The 20660-nt window shown below is 71.0% G+C and carries 17 protein-coding genes; 11 read left to right on the top strand and 6 right to left on the bottom strand.

From position 1 onward, the window contains the following. Window positions 1-7: 7 nt before the first annotated feature. Window positions 8-1480, bottom strand: coding sequence for an MDR family MFS transporter (locus G5C51_RS20360; RefSeq protein ID WP_165239476.1), 1473 nt, complete (start codon window positions 1478-1480; stop codon window positions 8-10). A 338-nt stretch (window positions 1481-1818) separates the two neighbouring features. Here G5C51_RS20360 and G5C51_RS20365 point away from each other — a divergent pair, with 338 nt between their 5' ends. Together G5C51_RS20365 and G5C51_RS20370 are read left to right on the top strand one after the other, a co-directional pair. Next, complete coding sequence (locus tag G5C51_RS20365) at window positions 1819-2583, top strand: ATP-binding cassette domain-containing protein (RefSeq protein ID WP_165239435.1); 765 nt, start codon at window positions 1819-1821, stop codon at window positions 2581-2583. 3 nt (window positions 2584-2586) lie between these two features. Next, window positions 2587-5166, top strand: a complete 2580-nt coding sequence (locus G5C51_RS20370; protein WP_165239437.1) for an ABC transporter permease — start codon at window positions 2587-2589, stop codon at window positions 5164-5166. A 79-nt stretch (window positions 5167-5245) separates the two neighbouring features. Here G5C51_RS20370 and G5C51_RS20375 read toward each other — a convergent pair whose 3' ends face one another. Then, window positions 5246-5620, bottom strand: coding sequence for a PIN domain-containing protein (locus G5C51_RS20375; protein WP_165239439.1), 375 nt, complete (start codon window positions 5618-5620; stop codon window positions 5246-5248). Next, on the bottom strand, window positions 5617-5865 hold the full coding sequence (locus G5C51_RS20380) for a type II toxin-antitoxin system Phd/YefM family antitoxin (RefSeq protein ID WP_165239441.1): 249 nt from the start codon (window positions 5863-5865) through the stop codon (window positions 5617-5619). The genes G5C51_RS20375 and G5C51_RS20380 overlap by 4 nt, the downstream gene beginning before the upstream one ends. A 301-nt stretch (window positions 5866-6166) precedes the next feature. Here G5C51_RS20380 and mfd point away from each other — a divergent pair, with 301 nt between their 5' ends. Together mfd and G5C51_RS20390 are read left to right on the top strand one after the other, a co-directional pair. Next, window positions 6167-9700, top strand: coding sequence for a transcription-repair coupling factor (gene mfd / locus G5C51_RS20385; RefSeq protein ID WP_165239443.1), 3534 nt, complete (start codon window positions 6167-6169; stop codon window positions 9698-9700). A gap of 98 nt (window positions 9701-9798) precedes the next feature. Continuing rightward, complete coding sequence (locus tag G5C51_RS20390) at window positions 9799-10353, top strand: tellurite resistance TerB family protein (protein ID WP_165239445.1); 555 nt, start codon at window positions 9799-9801, stop codon at window positions 10351-10353. A gap of 81 nt (window positions 10354-10434) precedes the next feature. On the opposite strand, the gene G5C51_RS20395 is transcribed toward G5C51_RS20390, so the two are convergent. Both G5C51_RS20395 and G5C51_RS20400 read right to left on the bottom strand, forming a co-directional pair. Beyond that, complete coding sequence (locus G5C51_RS20395) at window positions 10435-11157, bottom strand: hypothetical protein (protein WP_240929796.1); 723 nt, start codon at window positions 11155-11157, stop codon at window positions 10435-10437. A gap of 226 nt (window positions 11158-11383) precedes the next feature. Then, the gene (locus G5C51_RS20400) at window positions 11384-11944 is read right to left on the bottom strand and encodes a TetR/AcrR family transcriptional regulator (RefSeq protein ID WP_165239447.1); all 561 of its coding nucleotides are present in this window, start codon (window positions 11942-11944) and stop codon (window positions 11384-11386) included. A gap of 71 nt (window positions 11945-12015) precedes the next feature. On the opposite strand from G5C51_RS20400, the gene G5C51_RS20405 reads away from it, so the two are divergent. After that, window positions 12016-12912, top strand: coding sequence for an SCO6745 family protein (locus G5C51_RS20405; protein WP_206314096.1), 897 nt, complete (start codon window positions 12016-12018; stop codon window positions 12910-12912). A gap of 18 nt (window positions 12913-12930) precedes the next feature. Here the strand turns inward: G5C51_RS20405 and G5C51_RS20410 are convergent, their stop codons facing one another. Continuing rightward, window positions 12931-14160: a PP2C family protein-serine/threonine phosphatase gene (locus G5C51_RS20410; protein WP_240929797.1), complete on the bottom strand. Its 1230-nt coding sequence runs from the start codon at window positions 14158-14160 to the stop codon at window positions 12931-12933. 69 nt (window positions 14161-14229) lie between these two features. Here G5C51_RS20410 and G5C51_RS20415 point away from each other — a divergent pair, with 69 nt between their 5' ends. The 6 genes from G5C51_RS20415 to G5C51_RS20440 all read left to right on the top strand — a co-directional run bounded on the left by G5C51_RS20415 (window position 14230) and on the right by G5C51_RS20440 (window position 20619). Next, window positions 14230-14979, top strand: a complete 750-nt coding sequence (locus tag G5C51_RS20415) for an N-acetyltransferase (protein ID WP_165239451.1) — start codon at window positions 14230-14232, stop codon at window positions 14977-14979. A gap of 192 nt (window positions 14980-15171) precedes the next feature. Beyond that, on the top strand, window positions 15172-16665 hold the full coding sequence (locus G5C51_RS20420) for a glycoside hydrolase family 43 protein (protein WP_338118235.1): 1494 nt from the start codon (window positions 15172-15174) through the stop codon (window positions 16663-16665). Between the two features lie 89 nt (window positions 16666-16754). Then, window positions 16755-17501, top strand: coding sequence for an HNH endonuclease family protein (locus tag G5C51_RS20425; RefSeq protein WP_240929798.1), 747 nt, complete (start codon window positions 16755-16757; stop codon window positions 17499-17501). 116 nt (window positions 17502-17617) lie between these two features. After that, window positions 17618-18277 carry a SurA N-terminal domain-containing protein gene (locus G5C51_RS20430; protein ID WP_165239453.1) on the top strand — a complete coding sequence of 220 codons (660 nt, stop codon included), beginning with the start codon at window positions 17618-17620 and terminating at the stop codon, window positions 18275-18277. 25 nt (window positions 18278-18302) lie between these two features. Beyond that, window positions 18303-19310, top strand: a complete 1008-nt coding sequence (locus G5C51_RS20435; protein ID WP_165239455.1) for a nucleoside triphosphate pyrophosphohydrolase — start codon at window positions 18303-18305, stop codon at window positions 19308-19310. A gap of 94 nt (window positions 19311-19404) precedes the next feature. Then, window positions 19405-20619: a cytochrome P450 gene (locus G5C51_RS20440; protein WP_165239457.1), complete on the top strand. Its 1215-nt coding sequence runs from the start codon at window positions 19405-19407 to the stop codon at window positions 20617-20619. The last annotated feature ends 41 nt before the right edge of the window (window positions 20620-20660 follow it).

The following is a 20660-nucleotide window of genomic DNA, read 5'->3' on the forward strand; positions in this document are numbered from 1 at the left end:
CCCACCCTCAATCCCCAATCACCGGAAACTTCTTCGGCGCCCACAACAACGCCACCGCCGCCAACACCGCCGCAGCAGCCGCCCCCCAGAAGATGTGATCCACAGCCGCATCCACCGCCCTCCGCACCGGCTCGCTCACCTCCGCCCCCGCCACGTCGTTCAACCCGGCGCCCGACTCCGCCAGTCGGGCGCCGATCGTCGCGTTCGCCACCGCGCCGAAGAGGGCCGCGCCCACGCTCTGTCCGATCTGGCGGTTGAAGAGCACCGATGCCGTCGCCGTGCCGCGCTCCGCCCACCCCACCGTCGACTGCACGCCGATGATCAGCGGCAGCTGGAAGATCCCCAGGGCCCACCCCAGCGCGAACATCAGCAGCGCCGGCTGCCACGCCTCCCCCGGATACGGCAGCAGCGGGAAGACGGCCAGCACCCCCGCCGCCAGCACGATGCCCAGCAGCGCCGACTGGCGGAAGCCGATCCGGCCGTAGACCTTGCTCGACAGGGCCGCCGAGACCGGCCAGCTCAGTGTCATGACGGAGAGGACGAAGCCGGCCGGTATCGGGTCGAGGCCCAGGACGGTCTGGGCGTACGTCGGTACGAACACCGTCGGCGCCACCATCAGCAGACCCAGGCAGAACAGCGCCACATTCACCGGCGCGATGGTCCGCCGCCGCCACACCCACCCGGGAATGATCGGCTCAGCCGCCCGCCGCTCGATCAGCACCACAGCGACGAGGCCGACCACGCTGCCACCGAACAGCAGCAGCGACGGCGCCGAGACCCACGCCCACGCCACCCCGCCCTGCACCAGCGCCGTGAGCAGCAGCCCGCCGGAAGCGAAGACCGCGAGGGCGCCGGGCCAGTCGATACGGGGCGGGCCCACGTGCTCGCGCGGCGCCTCCCGGAAGTGGCGCGCGATCAGCCACAGCGCGACCACGCCGAACGGCAGGTTCACCAGGAAGATCCAGCGCCAGTCCGCGTAACCGGCGAGGAGGCCGCCGAGCGCCGGGCCCGCGACGGCCGAAGTCGCCCAGACCGTGGACATCGCGGCCTGGATCTTGGGGCGTTGCTTCAGCGGATAGAGATCCGCGGCGATCGTCTGCACCGTCCCCTGGATCGCGCCACCGCCCAGGCCCTGCAGGATGCGGAAGGCGATCAGCACACCCATGTTCCACGCGCCGGCGCTGAGCAGAGACCCGAGGAGGAAGACCGAAATGCCCGATATGAGTACGGGTTTGCGGCCGAAGGTGTCCGCCAGCTTTCCGTACACGGGGAGCGTGACCGTCACCGCCAGCATGTAGCCGGAGAAGATCCAGGAGAAGACCGAGAAGCCGCCCAGGTCGGCGACGATCTGCGGGACGGCGGTCGCGACGATGGTGCCCTCGAGGGCGGCGAGCGCCATCGAGAGCATGAGCGCCGCTACTACGAGCCGCCGCCCGCTCGGTGCCGACTCATCGCGCTCCGCAGTGCCGCCCGCTCTCATACGCCACGCGGGCTTGAAGTACCCCCTGCTCACGGACCCCTCCTGGTTAGGTGCCCTCCACATCTTTCCACTGATGGGCCGGGCTTCCCCTAAGGGAGCCCCAACCCGGCGGACCCGGGACCGCTCCCTCTCACGGCCGACGAGCCGGACCGCCCGCCCTTCCTAGCCTGGTCAAGGCGCATGAGGGGGCGGGCCGTACGCCGCGGGGTGGGGTTAGCCCCAGCTCAAGTCGGCGCCTGGCCCCAGCGATTTCGGCGCCCCGGATCAGCAGACTCAGACGCGAAGCGCCCAACCACTCGACAGAAGCGCCCAACCACACTCGACAGAGGAGACAGACTGTGACCACGGCTGTAGCGACGCGCACGGCCGTCGCAGCTCAAGCGCGGCAGGTGACCAAGGCGTACGGCACGGGGGAGACCCGCGTAGTCGCGCTGGACAACGTCGATGTGGACATCGCCCGCGGGCAGTTCACGGCGATCATGGGGCCCTCCGGCTCCGGCAAGTCGACCCTGATGCACTGCCTGGCCGGGCTCGACACGGTGACGTCCGGCCGGATCTGGATCGACGAGACCGAGGTCACGGGGCTGAAGGACAAGAAGCTCACCCAGCTGCGCCGGGACCGGATCGGCTTCATCTTCCAGGCGTTCAACCTGCTCCCGACGCTGAACGCGATCGAGAACATCACGCTCCCCATGGACATCGCAGGCCGCAAGCCGGACAAGCAGTGGCTGCAGCGCGTCGTGGACACGGTCGGCCTCGCCGACCGGCTGAAGCACCGGCCCTCCCAGCTCTCCGGCGGTCAGCAGCAGCGCGTCGCGGTGGCCCGCGCCCTCGCCGCCCGGCCGGAGATCATCTTCGGCGACGAGCCGACCGGCAACCTCGACTCCCGCGCCGGCGCCGAGGTGCTCGGCTTCCTGCGCCGCTCGGTCGACGAGCTGGCGCAGACGATCGTGATGGTGACGCACGACCCGGTGGCCGCCTCGTACGCGGACCGGGTGCTCTATCTCGCCGACGGCCGGATCGTCGACGAGATGCGCAGCCCCACCGCCGAGCAGGTCCTCGACCGCATGAAGTCGTTCGACGCCCGTGGGCGGGTGGCCTGAGCCATGACCGTCTTCAAGACCTCCATGCGCAACTTCTTTGCGCACAAGGGCCGGATGGCGCTCTCGGCCATCGCGGTGATGCTGTCGGTGGCGTTCGTGTGCGGCACCCTCGTCTTCTCCGACACCGCGACCTCGACCTTCGACCGGCTCTTCAACTCCACCTCCGCCGACGTGCAGGTCTCCCCGGCGGGCCAGAACGCCGAGGAGCAGGCCGAGGGCGACAAGCCGCAGCGCACGCTGCCCGCCGCCGACCTCGAGAAGGTCGCCGGGATCAAGGGCGTGAAGTCGGTCGAGGGCGACGTCGTCGACGCCAGCGTGACCGTCGCCAACAGCGACAACGACAACCTCGGCTCCACCACCGGCGCCCCCACCATCGCCACCAACTGGGACCGGGCGGAGCGGAAGTCCGTCGCCATCGCCTCCGGCAACGCCCCGCGCGGCCCCGACCAGGTGATGATCGACAAGGACGCCGCCGACAAGCACGACGTGCAGCTCGGCGACACCATCCGTACGATCGCGGGCCCCGGCTCCTTCACCGCGAAGGTCGTCGGCATCGCGGAGTTCAAGGCCACCAACCCGGGCGCCACGGTCGTCTACTTCGACACCGCCACTGCCCAGGCCAAGCTGCTCGGCAAGCCGGACGCGTACTCGACCCTGATGGTCACGGCGGAGCCGGGCTTCACCAATGAGCTGCTGAAGAAGAACGTCGCCGCGGAGCTGGGTGGCGCCGGCACGTACAAGGTGCTGACGAAGGCGCAGGTCATCGAGGAGGGCAAGAACGACGTCGGCGGCTTCCTCGACGTCATGAAGTACGCGATGCTCGGCTTCGCCGGGATCGCCGTCCTGGTCGGCATCTTCCTCATCGTCAACACCTTCTCGATGCTGGTCGCCCAGCGCACCCGCGAGATCGGCCTGCTGCGGGCCCTCGGCTCCAGCCGTAAGCAGATCAACCGGTCCGTCCTCACCGAGGCGCTGCTGCTCGGCGTCACCGGCTCGGTGCTCGGCGTCGGCGCCGGCATCGGCATCGCCATCGGCCTGATGAAGCTGATGTCCTCGGCGGGCATGAACCTCTCCACCGCGGACCTGACCATCAAGACCACCACCCCGGTGATCGGCGTGGTCCTCGGCGTCGTCGTCACGGTCATCGCCGCGTATCTCCCGGCCCGCCGGGCGGCGAAGGTCTCCCCGATGGCCGCCCTGCGCGACGCCGGCACCCCCGGCGACCGCAAGGCCGGCGCGGTCCGTACGGTGCTCGGGCTGCTGCTGATCGCGGGCGGCGCGGCCGGCCTGTGGCAGGCGTCGCAGGCGGACAAGGCGGCGGACGGCTCGATGTTCCTGGCGGGCGGCGTGCTGCTGAGCCTGCTCGGCTTCATCGTCTTCGGCCCGGTGCTCGCGGGTGTGGTCGTACGGATCATCAGCGCGGGCGTGCTGCGGGTCTTCGGCCCGGTCGGACGGATGGCGGAGCGCAACGCGCTGCGCAACCCGCGCCGCACCGGCGCCACCGCCTCGGCCCTGATGATCGGCCTGGCGCTGGTGGCCTGCCTGTCGGTGGTCGGCTCGTCGATGGTGGCCTCGGCCACGGACGAGCTGGACAAGTCGGTGGGCGCGGACTTCATCGTCCAGTCGAACATGGGCAAGGCGATCCACCCGGAGGCCGCGCAGGCCATGAAGGACGTGCCGCAGCTGGCGCACGTATCCGAGGTCAAGATCCTCGAAGCGGACCTGAAGCTGCCCAGCGGCAAGAAGGTCGGGACCGATGTCAACGCGGCCTCGCCGACCTACGCCGACGACCTGCGGGTCGAGACGGTGGCGGGCTCGCTGAAGGCCGCGTACGGCACGAACGCCATGTCGGTGGACCAGAACTTCGCGAAGAAGCACGGGGTGAAGGTCGGCGACTCGATCGAGGTGTCCTTCAAGGACGGCCGTACGGGCACGCTGAAGCTGGCGGCGATCACGTCCTCGGACGTGGCGCTCGACAAGGGCGCGAAGTATCTCTCGGTCGCGACGGCGGCGCGCTATCTGCCGGCGGCGGAGATGCGTACGAGCGAGATGATCACGGCCAAGGCGAAGGAGGGCCAGGCGGACGCGGCTTACGCGGCGCTGAAGAAGGACCTCAAGCCGTATCCGCAGTACGAGGTCCGCGACCAGGCCGACTACAAGCAGCAGCTGAAGGACCAGGTCGGCCAGATGCTCAACCTGGTGAACGGCCTCCTGGCCCTCGCGATCATCGTCGCCGTCCTGGGCGTGGTGAACACCCTGGCGCTGTCGGTCGTCGAGCGGACCCGGGAGATCGGCCTGATGCGGGCGATCGGCCTGTCGCGGCGCCAGCTGCGCCGCATGATCCGCCTCGAATCGGTGGTGATCGCGATCTTCGGCGCGGTCCTGGGCGTGGGCCTGGGCATGGCCTGGGGCGCGACGGCCCAGCAGCTCCTGGCCCTGGAGGGCCTGAAGGTCCTGGACATCCCCTGGCCGACGATCGCCTGGGTCTTCGCGGGCTCGGCCCTGGTCGGCATCCTGGCCGCCCTCTTCCCGGCCTTCCGGGCCGGCCGGATGAACGTCCTGAACGCCATCGCGACGGAGTAGCGGCCGCACGACGGCGGACAGGCGAGGCCCGGCACGAATCCCTCGGGGGGCGTGCCGGGCCGTTGCCTTGTCGCCTGTGTCAGACGGGCATGACTTGGACGTCGTACTTCGGGATCAACCGGTCCCGGGTCACCAGCGTCATCCCCTCGGTCTGCGCTTGAGCGATGAGCAAGCGGTCGAACGGGTCCCGGTGGTGGAGCGGCAGCCGACCGCTGCGCACTCCATGGCCGGCGGTTACGGGTAGTGGCGTGAACTGGCTGTCCCGCGCCTGCTCGGCGAGATCATCGTCCCCGTCCAGCTTCCCCAGGGACTTCTTGAGGGCGATCTCCCAAGGCGTCACCGCGCTGAGGTAGATGCGCGGCTCGGTGTCCAGGAGATCCTTGACGCCCTCTCCCAGCTGATCGGAGTCCTGGAGCCACCACAGGAGGACGTGGGTGTCGAGCAGGAGCTTCACTCGGCGTCCCTCCCGAAGTACTCCTCCCAGCCCTCGGGCATGTCGTCGAAGTCGTCGTGGATGTGGATCCGGCCGCGCAGCGAACCGCGTCCCGTGCGCTTGACCTTCGGGCGCAGCGGCACCACCTTCGCCACCGGCTCCCCGGCCTTGCTGATGACGACTTCCTCGCCGTTGGCGACCTGCTCGAGGATCCGGGAGAAGTGGGTCTTGGCCTCGTGGACGTTGTACTGCCGGGCTGCTTCCATGGCTGCCGCCTCGCCCTCGCTCGCACATGGACTAACTGGACTAATGCTAGCTGGCATGCCGCTCCTCCGATAGCGCGCTACTTACACGCGGTAGCGACCGTAGGCATGCCGGTTACGCTCTGTATGCGAAACGGTACGCAGGTCACCCGTCCGTGGCCGCGCCCCCTGTTTTCCGTCCCGGCGCCCCCTGTCGGCGGGGCGTCGTACGCTGGAACACCCCCGGGTCGTTCGACGGCTCGGGCCGTTCGCGCATGCCCCGCGAGCGTTTCTTGACGCCACCCCGGGACGGAAACAGCCAGCCATGAGCCTGCACGGTCTGCTCGATGCCGTACGGCACGATGCCGCTCTCGACGAGGCGGTGAAGGCCGCCGCCGACGGCCACCGCATGCATGTCGACCTGGTCGGCCCGCCCGCCGCCCGGCCCTTCGCCATCGCCGCGCTGGCCGCTCGCGCCGAGCGCCCCGTGCTCGCCGTGACCGCCACCGGACGCGAGGCCGAGGACCTGGCCGCGGCGCTGCGGTCGCTGCTGCCGCCGGACGGCGTCGTCGAATACCCGTCCTGGGAGACGCTGCCGCACGAGCGGCTCTCCCCCCGCTCCGACACCGTCGGCCGCCGCCTCGCGGTGCTGCGCCGGCTCGCCCACCCGGCCGCCGACGACCCGACCGCGGGTCCGGTGTCGGTGGTCGTCGCGCCCGTACGATCCGTGCTGCAGCCGCAGGTCAAGGGCCTCGGCGACCTGGAGCCGGTCAGCCTGAAGACCGGCCAGAGCGCCGACCTCGTCGAGATCGTCGATGCCCTCGGCGCCGCCGCGTACCAGCGCGTCGAGCTGGTCGAGAAGCGCGGCGAATTCGCCGTCCGCGGCGGCATCCTCGACGTCTTCCCGCCGACCGAGGAGCACCCGCTCCGGATCGAGTTCTGGGGCGACGACGTCGAGGAGATCCGTTACTTCAAGGTCGCCGACCAGCGCTCCCTCGAGGTCGCCGAGCACGGCCTGTGGGCGCCGCCCTGCCGCGAGCTGCTGCTCACCGAGGACGTACGGGAGCGGGCCGCCGCCCTCGCCGAGCAGCACCCCGAGCTCGGCGAGCTGCTCGGGAAGATCGCCGAGGGGATCGCCGTCGAGGGCATGGAGTCCCTGGCGCCCGTCCTCGTCGACGACATGGAGCTGCTCCTCGACGTCCTCCCCGTCCGCTCCATGGCCGTCGTCTGCGACCCCGAGCGGGTGCGGACCCGAGCCGCCGACCTCGTGGCCACCTCGCAGGAGTTCCTGCAGGCCTCCTGGGCCGCCACCGCCGGCGGCGGCAAGGCGCCGATCGACGTCGACGCCGCCTCCCTCTGGGGCATCGCGGACGTCCGCGACCGGGCCGCGGACCTCGGCATGATGTGGTGGTCCGTCTCGCCCTTCGCCGCCGACGAGGTCGACATCGATGGCGACACCCTCAAACTCGGCCTGCACGCCCCGGAGATGTACCGCGGCGACACCGCCCGCGCCCTCGCCGACACCAAGCAGTGGCTCGCCGACGGCTGGCGCGTCGTCTACGTGACCGAGGGCCACGGCCCCGCCGAGCGCACCGTCGAGGTCCTCGGCGGCGAGGGCATCGCCGCCCGGCTCGACGCCGACCTCGCCGAGATCGCGCCTTCGGTGGTGCACGTCTCCTGCGCCTCGATCGACAACGGCTTCGTAGCGCCGGACCTCAAGCTCTCCGTCCTCACCGAGACCGACCTCACCGGCCAGAAGGCGGCCGGCAAGGACGGCACCCGGATGCCGTCCCGCCGCCGCAAGACCATCGACCCGCTCACCCTCCAGTCCGGCGACTACATCGTGCACGAGCAGCACGGCGTCGGCCGCTACATCGAGATGGTGCAGCGCACGGTCCAGGGCGCCACCCGCGAATACCTGGTCGTCGAGTACGCCCCCGCCAAGCGCGGCCAGCCCGGCGACCGCCTCTACATCCCCACCGACCAGCTCGAGCAGATCACCAAGTACGTCGGCGGCGAGGCCCCGACCCTGCACCGCCTCGGCGGCTCCGACTGGGCCAAGACCAAGGCGCGGGCGAAGAAGGCGGTCAAGGAGATCGCCGCTGACCTGATCAAGCTCTACTCGGCGCGCATGGCCGCCCCCGGCCACACCTTCGGCGCGGACACGCCCTGGCAGCGCGAGCTGGAGGACGCCTTCCCGTATGTGGAGACGCCGGACCAGATGTCCACCATCACCGAGGTGAAGGAGGACATGGAGAAGGCGATCCCGATGGACCGCCTGATCTGCGGCGACGTCGGCTACGGCAAGACGGAGATCGCGGTACGGGCCGCCTTCAAGGCGGTGCAGGACGGCAAGCAGGTGGCCGTGCTCGTACCGACGACGCTGCTGGTGCAGCAGCACATGGGCACCTTCTCCGAGCGCTACTCGCAGTTCCCGGTGTCGGTGAAGGCGCTGAGCCGCTTCCAGTCCGACACGGAGGCGAAGGCGGTCCTGGAGGGGCTGCGGGAGGGGTCGGTCGATGTCGTCATCGGCACCCACCGGCTGTTCTCCTCCGAGACCAAGTTCAAGGACCTGGGCCTCGTCATCGTCGACGAGGAGCAGCGCTTCGGCGTCGAGCACAAGGAGCAGCTGAAGAAGCTGCGCGCGAATGTGGACGTGCTGACGATGTCCGCGACCCCGATCCCGCGGACGCTGGAGATGGCGGTCACGGGCATCCGCGAGATGTCCACGATCACCACCCCGCCGGAGGAGCGGCACCCCGTGCTGACCTTTGTCGGCCCGTACGAGGAGAAGCAGATCGGCGCGGCGATCCGGCGCGAACTGCTCCGCGAGGGCCAGGTCTTCTACATCCACAACCGGGTGGAGTCGATCGACCGGGCGGCGGCGCGGCTGCGGCAGATCGTCCCGGAGGCCCGGATCGCCACGGCGCACGGGCAGATGTCGGAGTCGGCGCTCGAGCAGGTCGTGGTCGACTTCTGGGAGAAGCGTTTCGACGTGCTGGTCTCGACGACGATCGTCGAGTCGGGGATCGACATCTCCAATGCGAATACCTTGATCGTGGAGCGCGGCGACACCTTCGGCCTGTCGCAGCTGCACCAGCTGCGGGGGCGCGTGGGGCGTGGCCGGGAGCGCGGTTACGCGTACTTCCTCTACCCGCCGGAGAAGCCGCTGACGGAGACGGCGCACGAGCGGCTCGCGACCATCGCGCAGCACACGGAGATGGGCGCCGGCATGTATGTGGCTATGAAGGACCTGGAGATCCGCGGCGCGGGCAATCTGCTCGGCGGCGAGCAGTCCGGTCACATCGCGGGCGTCGGCTTCGACCTCTATGTGCGCATGGTCGGCGAGGCGGTGGCCGACTACCGCGCCTCGCTGGAGGGCGGCGTCGAGGAGGAGCCGCCGCTGGAGGTCAAGATCGAGCTCCCGGTCGACGCGCACGTCCCGCACGACTACGCCCCCGGCGAGCGGCTGCGGCTGCAGGCGTACCGCTCGATCGCCTCCGCCAATACGGAGGAGGACATCAAGGCGGTACGGGAGGAGCTGACGGACCGCTACGGCCCGCTGCCCGAGCCGGTGGAGAACCTGCTGCTGGTGGCGGGGCTGCGGATGCTGGCGCGGGCGTGCGGCGTGACGGAGATCGTGCTGCAGGGCAACAACATCCGGTTCGCGCCGGTGGAGCTGCGCGAGTCGCAGGAGCTGCGGCTGAAGCGGCTGTATCCGCGGTCGGTGGTGAAGGCGGGGACCAAGCAGGTGCTGGTGCCGCGCCCGGTGCCGAAGACCATCGGCGGCAAGCCGGTGGTGGGGCGGGAGCTGCTGGGGTGGGTCGGGGAGTTCCTGGCGTCGGTGGTCGGGGCGTAATGCTGTAATGCTCCGGAACTTCCGGGGTAGGTAATGCGTTGGTAAAGCAGCGTGCGGAGTGTGCGCTGACGAACGATCGAGTAGCCGAGGTGTCACGGATGGCGATGTTCGACCGGATCAAGGAGCAGGCCCTCAAGCAGGTCCAGGGGGGCCGGAGCTCCGGTGGTCACGGGCGGCCGGGTTCCGGGTCGTCCGGCTCCCGCGGGGGGTCGTCGAAGGCTCAGCTCGTGGGCGTTCTGAAGTCCCAGCTCGGGTCGCTGAAGACGGAGCTCAAGAGCGGTGCGTACCGGGACGCCAGCATGGCCATGTGCGCCTTGGTCGCGGCCGCCGACGGGACGGTGGACCCGGCCGAGCGGCAGCACGTGGAGAACCTGATCCTGCAGAACGACGTCCTGCAGAACTTCCCGCCGGAGCAGCTGCGGACGCGCTTCAACAAGCACGTCGACCAGCTGTCCTTCAACTTCCAGCAGGGCAAGACCCAGGTCATGCAGGAAATCGCCAAGGCCTCGAAGAAGCCGACCGAGGCGAAGGCCGTCGTACAGACCGGCTTCGTCGTCGCCGGCGCGGACGGCTACATCGCCCCGGCGGAGGAGCAGGTGCTGCGCGAGGCCTGCGCCGCGCTGGGCGTGAACCCGCAGGAATTCGGGCTCTGAGCCGGCGGGCGGGAGCCCGCGGAAATCAGACGGCGATGATCTGGCGGCCGGTCCTATGGCCGCCAGATCGCGCCCCTGGTGTCAGGACTTCTTCCACTCGCCGCAGCGGTTGCTCTTGAAGTAGCCGTCGCTGCCGCTGATCGTGACGATCGTGGTGCCGGTGGGGTTGTCATTCGCCAGGATCGAGCCCATGCCGGACAGGGCGTCCTTCGACCGCTCCCAGTAGCAACCGCTGCCGCCGGTGGACTTGTACGTGCCGGGCTGGATGTCCGTCCCGACCTTGTACATGCCGTCGCCGGCCATGCTGCTCTTCGGCGCGCCCTGCTGCGCGTCACTGACGCGCTCCCAGTCGCCGCAGCGCTTGCTCTCGAAGTACTTGTCGCTCGCCAGGATGGTCACGTAGGTCTGACCAGTGGCGTTCTCGTTCGCGATGATCGAATCGAAGCCGCCGTCCGCGGACTTCGAGCGCTGCCAGTAGCAGAGGCTGCCGCCGGTGGACCTGTACGTTCCGGGCTTGACATCGGCGCCGACCTCGAACATGCCGTCGCCCTCGATGTCGGCCTTTTTCTTCGCCCGCTCGGGGGCCTTGGCGGGTGCGTCGGCGTTGTCCGAACCCTTGCCCGCGGGCTCACCGGCGTCGGCAGCGGGCTTGTCCTCCGCCTCGGCGCCATCATCGCCACTGCTGGCGATTGCGCTGCCCACCGCCAGGACGACGATCGCGGCGATGGCGGTCTTGAGGCCACGACGCTTCTTCTTCTTCGGATGTGGCGTCTGGCCCTGAGGCGGTACCGGGCCACCGGGCATGCCGGGCTGCGGTTGGTGCCAGGGGCCACCCGGCTGTTGCGGGGGATGGGGCTGCCACTGTCCGTTGGCGTCGTGCCAGGGCTGTGGGGGCGTGGGAGGGGTGGTCATAGGAGTGTGCGCCCTTTCGTGCGTCCCCCGGGGTGAGCATGGCAGTGAGATGCCGCCCTCGATCTTCCATGCGGGCGGATCCCGGCCGACCCCGGAAAAGGTCTCCTATGGGCGGGACCTAGGTCCTGAACGTCTGGTCCGCTACGTGCCCGAAGTAGTCCACCGCGTCCTGCGCCCCGATCGGATCGCTCAGGCTGCCGCTGAGCAGCAGCGTGGCGAAGCCGTGGGCGAGGGACCAGGCGGCGATGCCGGTCAGGCGGGCGTCGGCGGTGTCCGGCTGCGGTAGTGAGGCCACCCCCTTGCGCAGGCGCTCGGCCGTGAGGGCCTGCGCGAGGGTGAACTCCGGGTCGTCGGGGCGGATCAGGTCCGGGCGGAACATCACCTGGAAGTGCGCGGGGTGGTCGGCCGCGAAGCGGACGTAGCGCATGCCCATCTCGCGGAGCCCTGCCGCCTCGCCGAGGGAGGTGGCGAGCAGCTGATGCCCCTCGACGGCGAGCGCGGTGAGCAGGCCCGCGCGGTCGCCGAAGTGGTGGGCGGGGGCGGCGTGGGAGACGCCGGCGCGGCGGGCCAGGTCGCGGAGGCTAAGAGCGTCGGGGCCCTGCTGCGTGATGACTTCGACGGCGGCCTTCAGGACGGATCTGCGCAGGTCGCCGTGGTGATACGTCGAGCGGTTGGCCATGGGTTCCAGCGTACGGCAAATCTAGTCATTGACAAGTTGCACAGCTGCGCGGCAAACTAGTCAGCGACAAGATGGCTCGAGGTGAGGAGACCGCGATGTCGATCGAAACGGCCAAGGTCCGGCAGCTGTGGCACCTGACCGAGCCGCTGTGCGCCGTGTACTACTACGCCCCCGAGGCCTTCGCGGAGGCCGAGGCGCTCGGCTTCAAGGCCGAGCCGCGGTGGCCCAGCTACTTCCCGTATCGCGCCGCGCCGCTCGGACCGGTGGGGCCCGCGCTGGTGAGCGCCACCTTCTACAGCTTCAACCCGGCGATGGTCGAGGAATACGTCGGCGACGCCTGGACCACCGCGTCCCCCGCCGACGTCCTCGCCGCCCGCGAGCGCGCCGTCGACCGCACGTACCGGACCGTCTTCGGCGACGAGGTCCTCGAAGGGCCGGAGTTCGCCGAGGCCGCCCGGCTCCTGCGCCGCGCCGCCGAGGCGGCGGACGTCGCCGGGCGGCCGCTCGCGGCGGCCAACCAGGCGCTGCCCTGGCCGGAGCCGGCGCACCTGCAGCTCTGGCACGCGGCGAATGTGCTGCGCGAGCACCGCGGCGACGGCCACCTGGCGGCGCTGCTCGCCGCCGGTCTCGACGGCACCGAGGCGCTGGTGTCCTTCGCTGCGATAGGCGCCGCCTCGGAGGGGCGCTTCGAGAGCCGTGGCTGGAGCGCCGGGCAGTGGGCGGCCGCGTGGGCCCGGCTGGTCGCGCGCGGCCTGGTCGACCCCGCGGACGGTACGGCCACGGAGGCCGGGCGTGCACTGCGGCAGGAGGTGGAGCGGCGCACGGACGAGCTCGCCGCCGGCCCCTGGGAAGCGCTCACGGCCGGGGAGGCGGACCGGCTGGTCGAGCTGCTCGGCACCCCGTGGGTCACCGTGCTCGGTTCCGGTCTGCTCCCGTCGGAGACGACGTTGGGGATAGGCAAGGTGTAGCCGCCGAGGACGACCTCTTTACGTGGCCGCGCCGGCGCCTCCCGCGGGCGGGCCGGCGTCTTCCGCGGACGTACCGGCGCCTCCCGCCGACGTACCGATGCCTTCCGCGGACGCCACCCGTACCGCGAGCAGCGCGGCATCGTCGGAGAGGTGCCCGTCCGTGTGGTTTAGGACGGCCTCGACGAGCAGCGGCAGCAGGGCGGCCGGCGCGATGCCCGCGGGGTGGTCGGCAGCGACCCCCTCGAGCCAGCGGCGCAGCGGAAAGAACTCCCCGGCCCTGTCCCGGGCTTCGGTCACCCCGTCCGTGACCAGCAGCACGGTCTCGTCCCGGCCGAGGGCGACGCGGCGCACGGACGGCAGGCCGCCGGCGAGCTCGGCCATGCCCAGCGGCGGCCCCTGCTCCTGCGGCAGCCGCCGCACCCCGGCCTCGCGACCGCCGATGACCAGCGGGCCCTCATGACCGAAGTTGAGCATGTCGATGTGGGAGGAACCATCATGCGGAAAGGCGATCACGACCGCGGTGGCGAACCGCTCCTCGGTCTCCCCGAGCTGTGCCTGCAGCCTGTTCTGCCGGCCCAGCCGGTGCTCCAGCCGCGCGGCCACGGTGGCCAGATCCGCCTCGTGCCAGCCCACCTCGCGGAAGGTCCCCACCAGGGACGCCGCCGTGGACACCGCGGGAAGCCCCTTGCCCTGTACGTCGCCCAGCAGCACCCGCGCCCCGTGCGGGGAGTCCACCACGTCGTAGAAGTCGCCGCCGACCTGAGCCTCGACGTTGGCCGCCAGATAGCGCGCCGCGGAGTCCACCCCGCCCCACCCGGGCGGGACCGGCCGCAGCACCACCTGCCGGGTGGCCTTCGCCGCGCTCTGCACCCGCTCGGTGTAGTCGCGGGCCTGCACGCGCAGCGCCGCCACCACCGTCGCGACCAGGACAGCCGCGATCTCCAGCGCGAAGTCCTCGGGGCGCAGATGGGCGGTCGGCCAGGTGGCGTTCACGAGCCGGTTCGTGGCGACGACCAGGACGCCGAGGGCCGCCGTCGCCGCCGGCGAGCACACCGCCGCGGCCACGAAGGGCACCAGTACCAGCCAGTTCCCCATCTGGACGGAGGGAGGGGTGCAGAGGCCGATCAGCATGATCGTCCCGTACAGCAGAGCCGGCAGCAGCCACGCGTGGCTGCCGAAGCGGATCAGCAGGGGCACCCGGACATCCGGCGGCGCACCGGCCGTCCGGTGAAGTGATCGTTCTGCCATCGCCCCAGTCTGCGCCCGCCACCCCCGCCCCCCGGTGGAGGCGTGCGAGGCGCGCCTAGACTCCGGCGCATGGACCTCGAGATCAGCACCCTCGCCGAGCGGCCGGAGCTCGCGCCGGTGATGTGGGGGCTCGACACCACCTGGCCGGAGTTCGTGATCCAGGACCCCGTGGGCGACGCGCACTTCGGCCGGGTGCCCAAGCACTTCCCGGAGTTCGTGCTCGTGGCCACGAACGCCAGGAGCGGTGCGGTCGTGGCCCGCGCCTTCTCGGTGCCGTTCGCGCTCGACATGGACGGCCGCGGGGCGCTCCCCGGGCGAGGCTGGGACCAGGTGCTGATCTGGGCGTTCCAGGACCAGCGCGGCGGCGTACGGCCCGACACGGTCAGCGCGCTGGAGATCGCGATCTCCGCCGGCGCGCAGGGGCGCGGGCTGTCCGGGCGGATGCTGGCGGCGATGCGCGACAACGCCGCCCGGCTCGGCTTCCGCGAGGTGGTCGCTCCGGTCCGCCCCAGCGCCAAGCACCGCGAGCCGCGGACGCCGATGACCGAGTACGCCTACCGGCTCCGCGAGGACGGGCTGCCGCACGACCCGTGGCTGCGCGTCCACGCCCGCGCCGGCGCGACGATCGACTCCGTGGCGCCCGCGTCCATGACCGTCTCCGGCACCCTGGCCCAGTGGCGCGACTGGACCGGCCTCCCGTTCGACAAGCAGGGCGAGATCGAGGTGAAGGGCGCCCTCACCCCGGTCCACTGCGAGCCGGAGCGCGGCTACGCCGTCTACGTGGAGCCGAACGTCTGGATGCGACACGCGATCGGCTGAGCCGACCGTCTCCCGACGCCCACCGCCCCTGCACGCCCACCGTCCCGCCACGCCGACCGTCCCGGGACGCACCGAGACGCCGCCGGTCAACGCCCGCCCCGTTGTGCAACGTTGGAATAACCGATAGAACCACGCCAGCAGCACCCTCCTGCGAACCACCCCACACGGCACCGCAAGGAAGGCAGCACGCACGTGAGACTTGTACTCCGCAGGCGCTGGTCCGCCCTGGCCGCCGGTCTGCTGATCGTCGCCGCCGGCGTCGGCCTCTCCACCGCCTCCGCCGATACGGGCGGCGGCGACGCCTCCACGGCGACGGCGAAGGCGAAGGCGAAAGCCAAGGCCGCCGGCCAGTTCCGCAACCCCGTCAACCCCGGCGCCGACCCCACCGTCGTGCACCACGACGGCAACTACTACGCCGCCACCACCCAGGGCGACGCCATCCGCATGTGGAAGTCGCCGAGCGCCGCCACCCTCCTCACCTCCCAGGCGCACGAGGTGTGGAAGGACTCCGACCCCTCCCGCAACACCCAGATCTGGGCCCCGGCCCTGCGCAAGTACGAGGTCGACGGCAAGGAGCGCTGGTACCTCTACTACACCGCCAGCGACGGCAACGACTCCGCGCACCGGATGTATGTCCTGGAGTCCGAGGGCACCGACCCGCTCGGCCCGTACCACTTCAAGGGCAAGGTCGCCGACCCGAACAACGACCGCTGGGCGATCGACGGCGAGCCCTTCACCCTCGGCGGCAAGCTCTACTTCTCCTGGAGCGGCCAGCGCGATGACGGCGTCGGCAACCAGCTGTTCATCGCTCCGATGAGCAATCCGTGGACCATCAGCGGCGGCCGCATGTATCTCCCCGCCGAGGGCAACTGCCCCGAGGTCCGCGAAGGCCCGACGCCCCTCTACAACAAGGACGGCCGCCTCTACCTGACCTACTCCGCCTGCGACACCGGCAAGCCCGACTACACGATCTGGTCCAAGTCCATCGCCCCGGACGGTAATCCGATGGACGCCGGCGCCTGGACGCAGGAGCCGGGCCCGATGTTCTCCCGCAATGACGAGGCCGGCGTCTACGGCCCCGGCCACCACTCCTTCTTCAAGTCCCCGGACGGCACCGAGGACTGGATCGCCTACCACGCCAAGAACACCTCGACGTACACATACAGCTGGCGCACCACCCGGATCCAGAAGATCGGCTGGACGGCCGACGGCAAGCCGGACCTCGGCCGCCCCGCGGCCCTCGGCACCGCCCTCGACCTCCCCGCCGGCGACCCGGGCCCGGGCACCAAGGTCATCAACGACACCGACGAGGGCACCGGCGACCTCCAGGTCTCCTACACCGGCAACTGGAACTCCGGCTCCCAGTGCGGCGTGCAGTGCTACGCCGGCAACGACCACTGGAGCCAGGAGAAGGACGCCACCGCCACCTTCCACTTCACCGGCACCCAACTCGCCCTGCTCTCGGTGAAGGACACCGGCAACGGCATCGCCGCCATCTCCGTCGACGGCGGCGAGGAACAGCGCGTCGACTACTACGGCAAGCCGCGCGTCGGCGAGGAGCTGCAGTGGGTCAGCCCGAAGCTGGACCCGGGCCCGCACACCGTAAAGGTGCGCGTGACCGGCGAGAAGAACGCCGACGCGGGCGCGGCCTTCGTCAGCATCGACCGGGCGGAGGTCACTCCGTGACAGCCGGTCGTTAGGCTGAGCGGCGGCGGGGCGCCCCGGCCCCCACACGGGACGCCCCGCCGCCTACCTCATCTCTGTCTGGACACCGGTTGATTCGCCGCCCCGCCGCAAGCGCCCTGCTGCTCCTGGCCGTCACCCTGGCCGCCGGCTGCGACCTGCCCGCCGAGGACTCCGGCGACGACGCCAAGCCCGGCGGCGGCAGCACCACCACAGGACCCACCGCCACCGCCGCCCCCGGCTCCGCCCTCCAGGCCGCCGAAGGCCTGACCGCCAAGGGCCGCGCCCCCAAGACCGGTTACGACCGCGACCGCTTCGGCTCCCCCTGGGCCGACACCGACTCCAACGGCTGCCCCACCCGCGACGACATCCTCCGCCGCGACCTCACCGACACGGCCACCCGCGACGACTGCGAAGTCAGCGAGGGCACCCTCGCCAAGGACCCGTACTCGGGCCAGCGGGTCGTCTTCGAGCGCGGCGGCCCCAGCGAGGTCGACATCGACCACATCGTCGCCCTCTCCGACGCCTGGCAGAAAGGCGCGCACCGCTGGCCCGCCGCCAAGCGCATCGCCTTCGCCAACGACCCCCTGAACCTCCTCGCCGTCGGCGCCTCCCCCAACCGCTCCAAGGGCGACGGCGACGCCGCCACCTGGCTGCCGCCGAAGGCGTTCCGCTGCACGTACGTCGCCCGCCAGGTGGCCGTGAAGAAGAAGTACGAACTCTGGGCGACCAAAGCCGAGAAGCAGGCCATCACCCGCGTCCTCGGCGGCTGTCCGGACGAGCGGCTTCCGGGTGGCGGTAATCCGACCAAGGCGCCGGCACGCTTCTCCGCCGACTGAAGCTCGTTGTGAAAGTAAGTACAAGCTAGTGGTGAGCGCCACATCGGATGCATAAGATCCGTTACGTCGCCCGTCGAAGCAACGCAGCTCGAACAGCCGCCGCCAGGAGGCCGGAAATGCGCAAGGCACGACCGTTCCCCAAGTTCGCCCTCGCCGCCACCGCGGCGCTGCTCGCGGCGCCGCTGCTGACGGCCTGCGGCAGCGAGGAGCATCCGGGCGCCGCGGCCGTGCTCCAGGACGACCGGATCACCGTCTCGCAGCTGCAGTCGCACGTCGGCGCGGTCCGCGACGCCCAGCGCGCGCAGCCGCAGGCCGACGAGATCATCAAGCAGACCGGCCAGCTGAACCGCTCCGCCCTCAACAGCATGATCTTCGACCGGGTCGCCGCGAAGGCCGCGGCCAACGCCGGCGTCAAGGTCTCCAACGGCGAGCTGCAGCAGTACCGCGCCCAGATGATGCAGCAGGCCGGCGGCGAGAAGGCCTTCGAGACCGGCCTCGTCCAGCAGTACGGCGTGGCCCCCGGCAAGCAGACCGACGACTTCATCCGCATCCAGGTCCTCGGCGACAAGCTGACCCGCTCGCTCGGCGTCCGCCCCGGCAGCCCGGAGGCGCAGCCGAAGCTGATGGCCGCGCTGGCCGAGGCGTCGAAGCAGCTCAAGATCGACGTGAATCCGCGGTACGGCTCCTGGAACGACACGAAGGTGCAGCTCGACGGCACCAAGCTGTCCTGGGTGAAGCAGGTCACCGGCGGCGGGACGGGCACGGCGCGGTCGTAGCGACGGGTCGGCTAGCGTCATACGCGTGACCTCCGAGACCGCTCCCGACCACGACCACGACACCGCGTCCGGCGCCGACGTCGGCCGCATCGTCCTGCTCACCGCCTCCCACCGCGTCGCCCCCGGCCTGCTGTCCTGGCCCGCCTGGCAGACCCTGCACGCCGCCGACGCGGTGCTCTGCGCCGACGCCGACCACCCGCAGCTGCCGTATCTGCGCGAGGCCGGGGTCGCGGTGGACACCGGCGAGCTGCCCCCCGCCCAGGACCTGGTGGACACCTGCGCCGGCGGCCGTACGGTCGTCGTCGTCGCGTCCGCCGCGGGCGAGACGCGGCTGACCGACTCGCTCGCCCGGCTGGCCGGTTCAGGCCGGGTGTCGATGCCCGCGCTGGAGCTGCTGCCCGGCTCGTACGACCTCCCGGGCGCCCGGCTCCTCGACCTCGTCCAGGTCATGGACCGGATCCGCGCCGCATGCCCGTGGAGCGGCGGGCAGACGAACGAGGGCCTGGTGAAGTACGGCCTGGAGGAGGCGTACGAGCTCGTCGAGGCGATCGAGGCGGGGGACCGGGAGGCGCTGCGCGAGGAGTTGGGCGACGTGCTGCTGCAGGTCGTCTTCCACGCGCGGATCGCGGAGGACGACCCGGAGGAGCCGTTCTCCATCGACGACGTCGCCGGGACGATCGTCGCCAAGCTCATCCACCGGCACCCGCACGTCTTCGGCGACGAGAGCGCGGAGACCCCGGAGGAGGTCAAGGCGCACTGGCTGCGCACCAAGGCCGAGGAGAAGCAGCGCGGCTCGGTGACGGAGGGCGTACCGCTCGCCCAGCCCGCCCTCGCGCTGGCCGCGAAGCTCTCCGCGCGGGCGCGCGGCGCGGGCCTCAAGGTCGAGCTGGGCGACGGCACCGCCGACGTCGGCGCACGGCTGCTCGCGCTGGCGGTGGAGGCCGAGGCGGAGGGCGTGGACCCGGAGACGGCGCTACGGGTCGCGGCCCGGGCGTACCGGGACGCGATCCGCGCCGCGGAGGGCGCGCGGTAGCTTCCTGCGGCTTCGCCGCGGAAGTCCTCAAGCGCCGGACGGGCTTGATTTCGTGCGTGGGCCGGGGCCGACGGGTGGCGGTAGCGTCTGGGGCGTGCACGATCTGACCGGCCCAGCGCCCGCCCTGTTCAGCTGGGAGTTCGCCAGCGACCCGTATCCGGCCTACGCGTGGCTGCGGGAGCACGACCCCGTCCACTGGACGACCCTCCCCAGCGGCGTCGAGGCCTGGCTCGTCACGCGTTATGACGACGCCCGGCAGGCGCTCGCCGACCAGCGGCTGTCCAAGAACCCGGCACGGCACGGCAGCGACAAGACCGGCATCCCGGGCGAACGCCGCGCCGGTCTGATGACGCACCTGCTCAACATCGACCCGCCCGACCACACCCGCCTGCGCCGCCTCGTATCAAAGGCCTTCACGCCCCGCCGGGTGGAGGAATTCGCGCCGCGCGTGCAGCAGCTCACGGATGATCTGATCGACCAGTTCATTGACAGGGGCGAAGCCGACCTCATCCATGAATTCGCCTTTCCCCTCCCCATTTACGCCATCTGCGACCTGCTCGGCGTCCCGCGCGAGGACCAGGACGACTTCCGCGACTGGGCGGGCGTGATGATCCACCACGGCAAGGGCCCGCGCGGCGGCGTGGCGAAGGCCGTGAAGAAGATGCGCGGCTACCTGGCCGAACTCATCCACCGCAAGCGCAATGACCTCGGCGACGACCTCATCTCCGGCCTCATCCGCGCCAGCGACCACGGCGAGCACCTCACCGAGAACGAGGCCGCCGCCATGGCCTTCATCCTCCTCTTCGCCGGCTTCGAGACCACGGTCAACCTCATCGGCAACGGCACGTACGCCCTCCTCACCCACCCCGAACAGCGCGCACAGCTAGCCGCCGACCCGGCGCTGCTGCCCGGCGCGGTGGAGGAACTCCTGCGCTACGACGGCCCGGTGGAGCTCGCCACCTGGCGCTTCGCCGCCGAGGAGCTCGAGCTCGGCGGCCGCACCATCCGTGCAGGGGACCCCGTCCTCGTCGTCCTCGCCGCCGCCGACCGCGACCCGTCCCGCTTCCCCGACCCGGACCTCCTCGACCTCGCCCGTACGGACAACCAGCACCTCGGCTACGGGCACGGCATCCACTACTGCCTCGGCGCCCCGCTGGCGCGGCTCGAAGGCCGCGCGGCCATCGGCACTTTGCTGCGCCGCATTCCGGATCTCCGGCTTGCGGCCGATCCGTCCGAATTGCGGTGGCGTGGCGGGCTCATCATGCGCGGACTGCGTACGCTCCCGGTCGAGTTCAGCACCCTCCGCTAAGTGACGGGGCGTCAGTAATGTGATCTCTGCGTTATCGCCGG

Source organism: Streptomyces coryli, assembly GCF_011044975.1.
GTDB classification, from domain to species: domain Bacteria; phylum Actinomycetota; class Actinomycetes; order Streptomycetales; family Streptomycetaceae; genus Streptomyces; species Streptomyces coryli.

Excerpts from the sequence above, each read along its gene's own strand:
- G5C51_RS20360 (WP_165239476.1), bottom strand. The coding sequence starts at position 1,480 with ATGAGAGCGGGCGGCACTGCGGAGCGCGATGAGTCGGCACCGAGCGGG.
- G5C51_RS20370 (WP_165239437.1), top strand. The coding sequence starts at position 2,587 with ATGACCGTCTTCAAGACCTCCATGCGCAACTTCTTTGCGCACAAGGGC.
- G5C51_RS20380 (WP_165239441.1), bottom strand. The coding sequence starts at position 5,865 with ATGGAAGCAGCCCGGCAGTACAACGTCCACGAGGCCAAGACCCACTTC.
- mfd (WP_165239443.1), top strand. The coding sequence starts at position 6,167 with ATGAGCCTGCACGGTCTGCTCGATGCCGTACGGCACGATGCCGCTCTC.
- G5C51_RS20390 (WP_165239445.1), top strand. The coding sequence starts at position 9,799 with ATGGCGATGTTCGACCGGATCAAGGAGCAGGCCCTCAAGCAGGTCCAG.
- G5C51_RS20395 (WP_240929796.1), bottom strand. The coding sequence starts at position 11,157 with ATGCCCGGTGGCCCGGTACCGCCTCAGGGCCAGACGCCACATCCGAAG.
- G5C51_RS20400 (WP_165239447.1), bottom strand. The coding sequence starts at position 11,944 with ATGGCCAACCGCTCGACGTATCACCACGGCGACCTGCGCAGATCCGTC.
- G5C51_RS20405 (WP_206314096.1), top strand. The coding sequence starts at position 12,016 with ATGGCTCGAGGTGAGGAGACCGCGATGTCGATCGAAACGGCCAAGGTC.
- G5C51_RS20410 (WP_240929797.1), bottom strand. The coding sequence starts at position 14,160 with ATGGCAGAACGATCACTTCACCGGACGGCCGGTGCGCCGCCGGATGTC.
- G5C51_RS20415 (WP_165239451.1), top strand. The coding sequence starts at position 14,230 with ATGGACCTCGAGATCAGCACCCTCGCCGAGCGGCCGGAGCTCGCGCCG.
- G5C51_RS20430 (WP_165239453.1), top strand. The coding sequence starts at position 17,618 with ATGCGCAAGGCACGACCGTTCCCCAAGTTCGCCCTCGCCGCCACCGCG.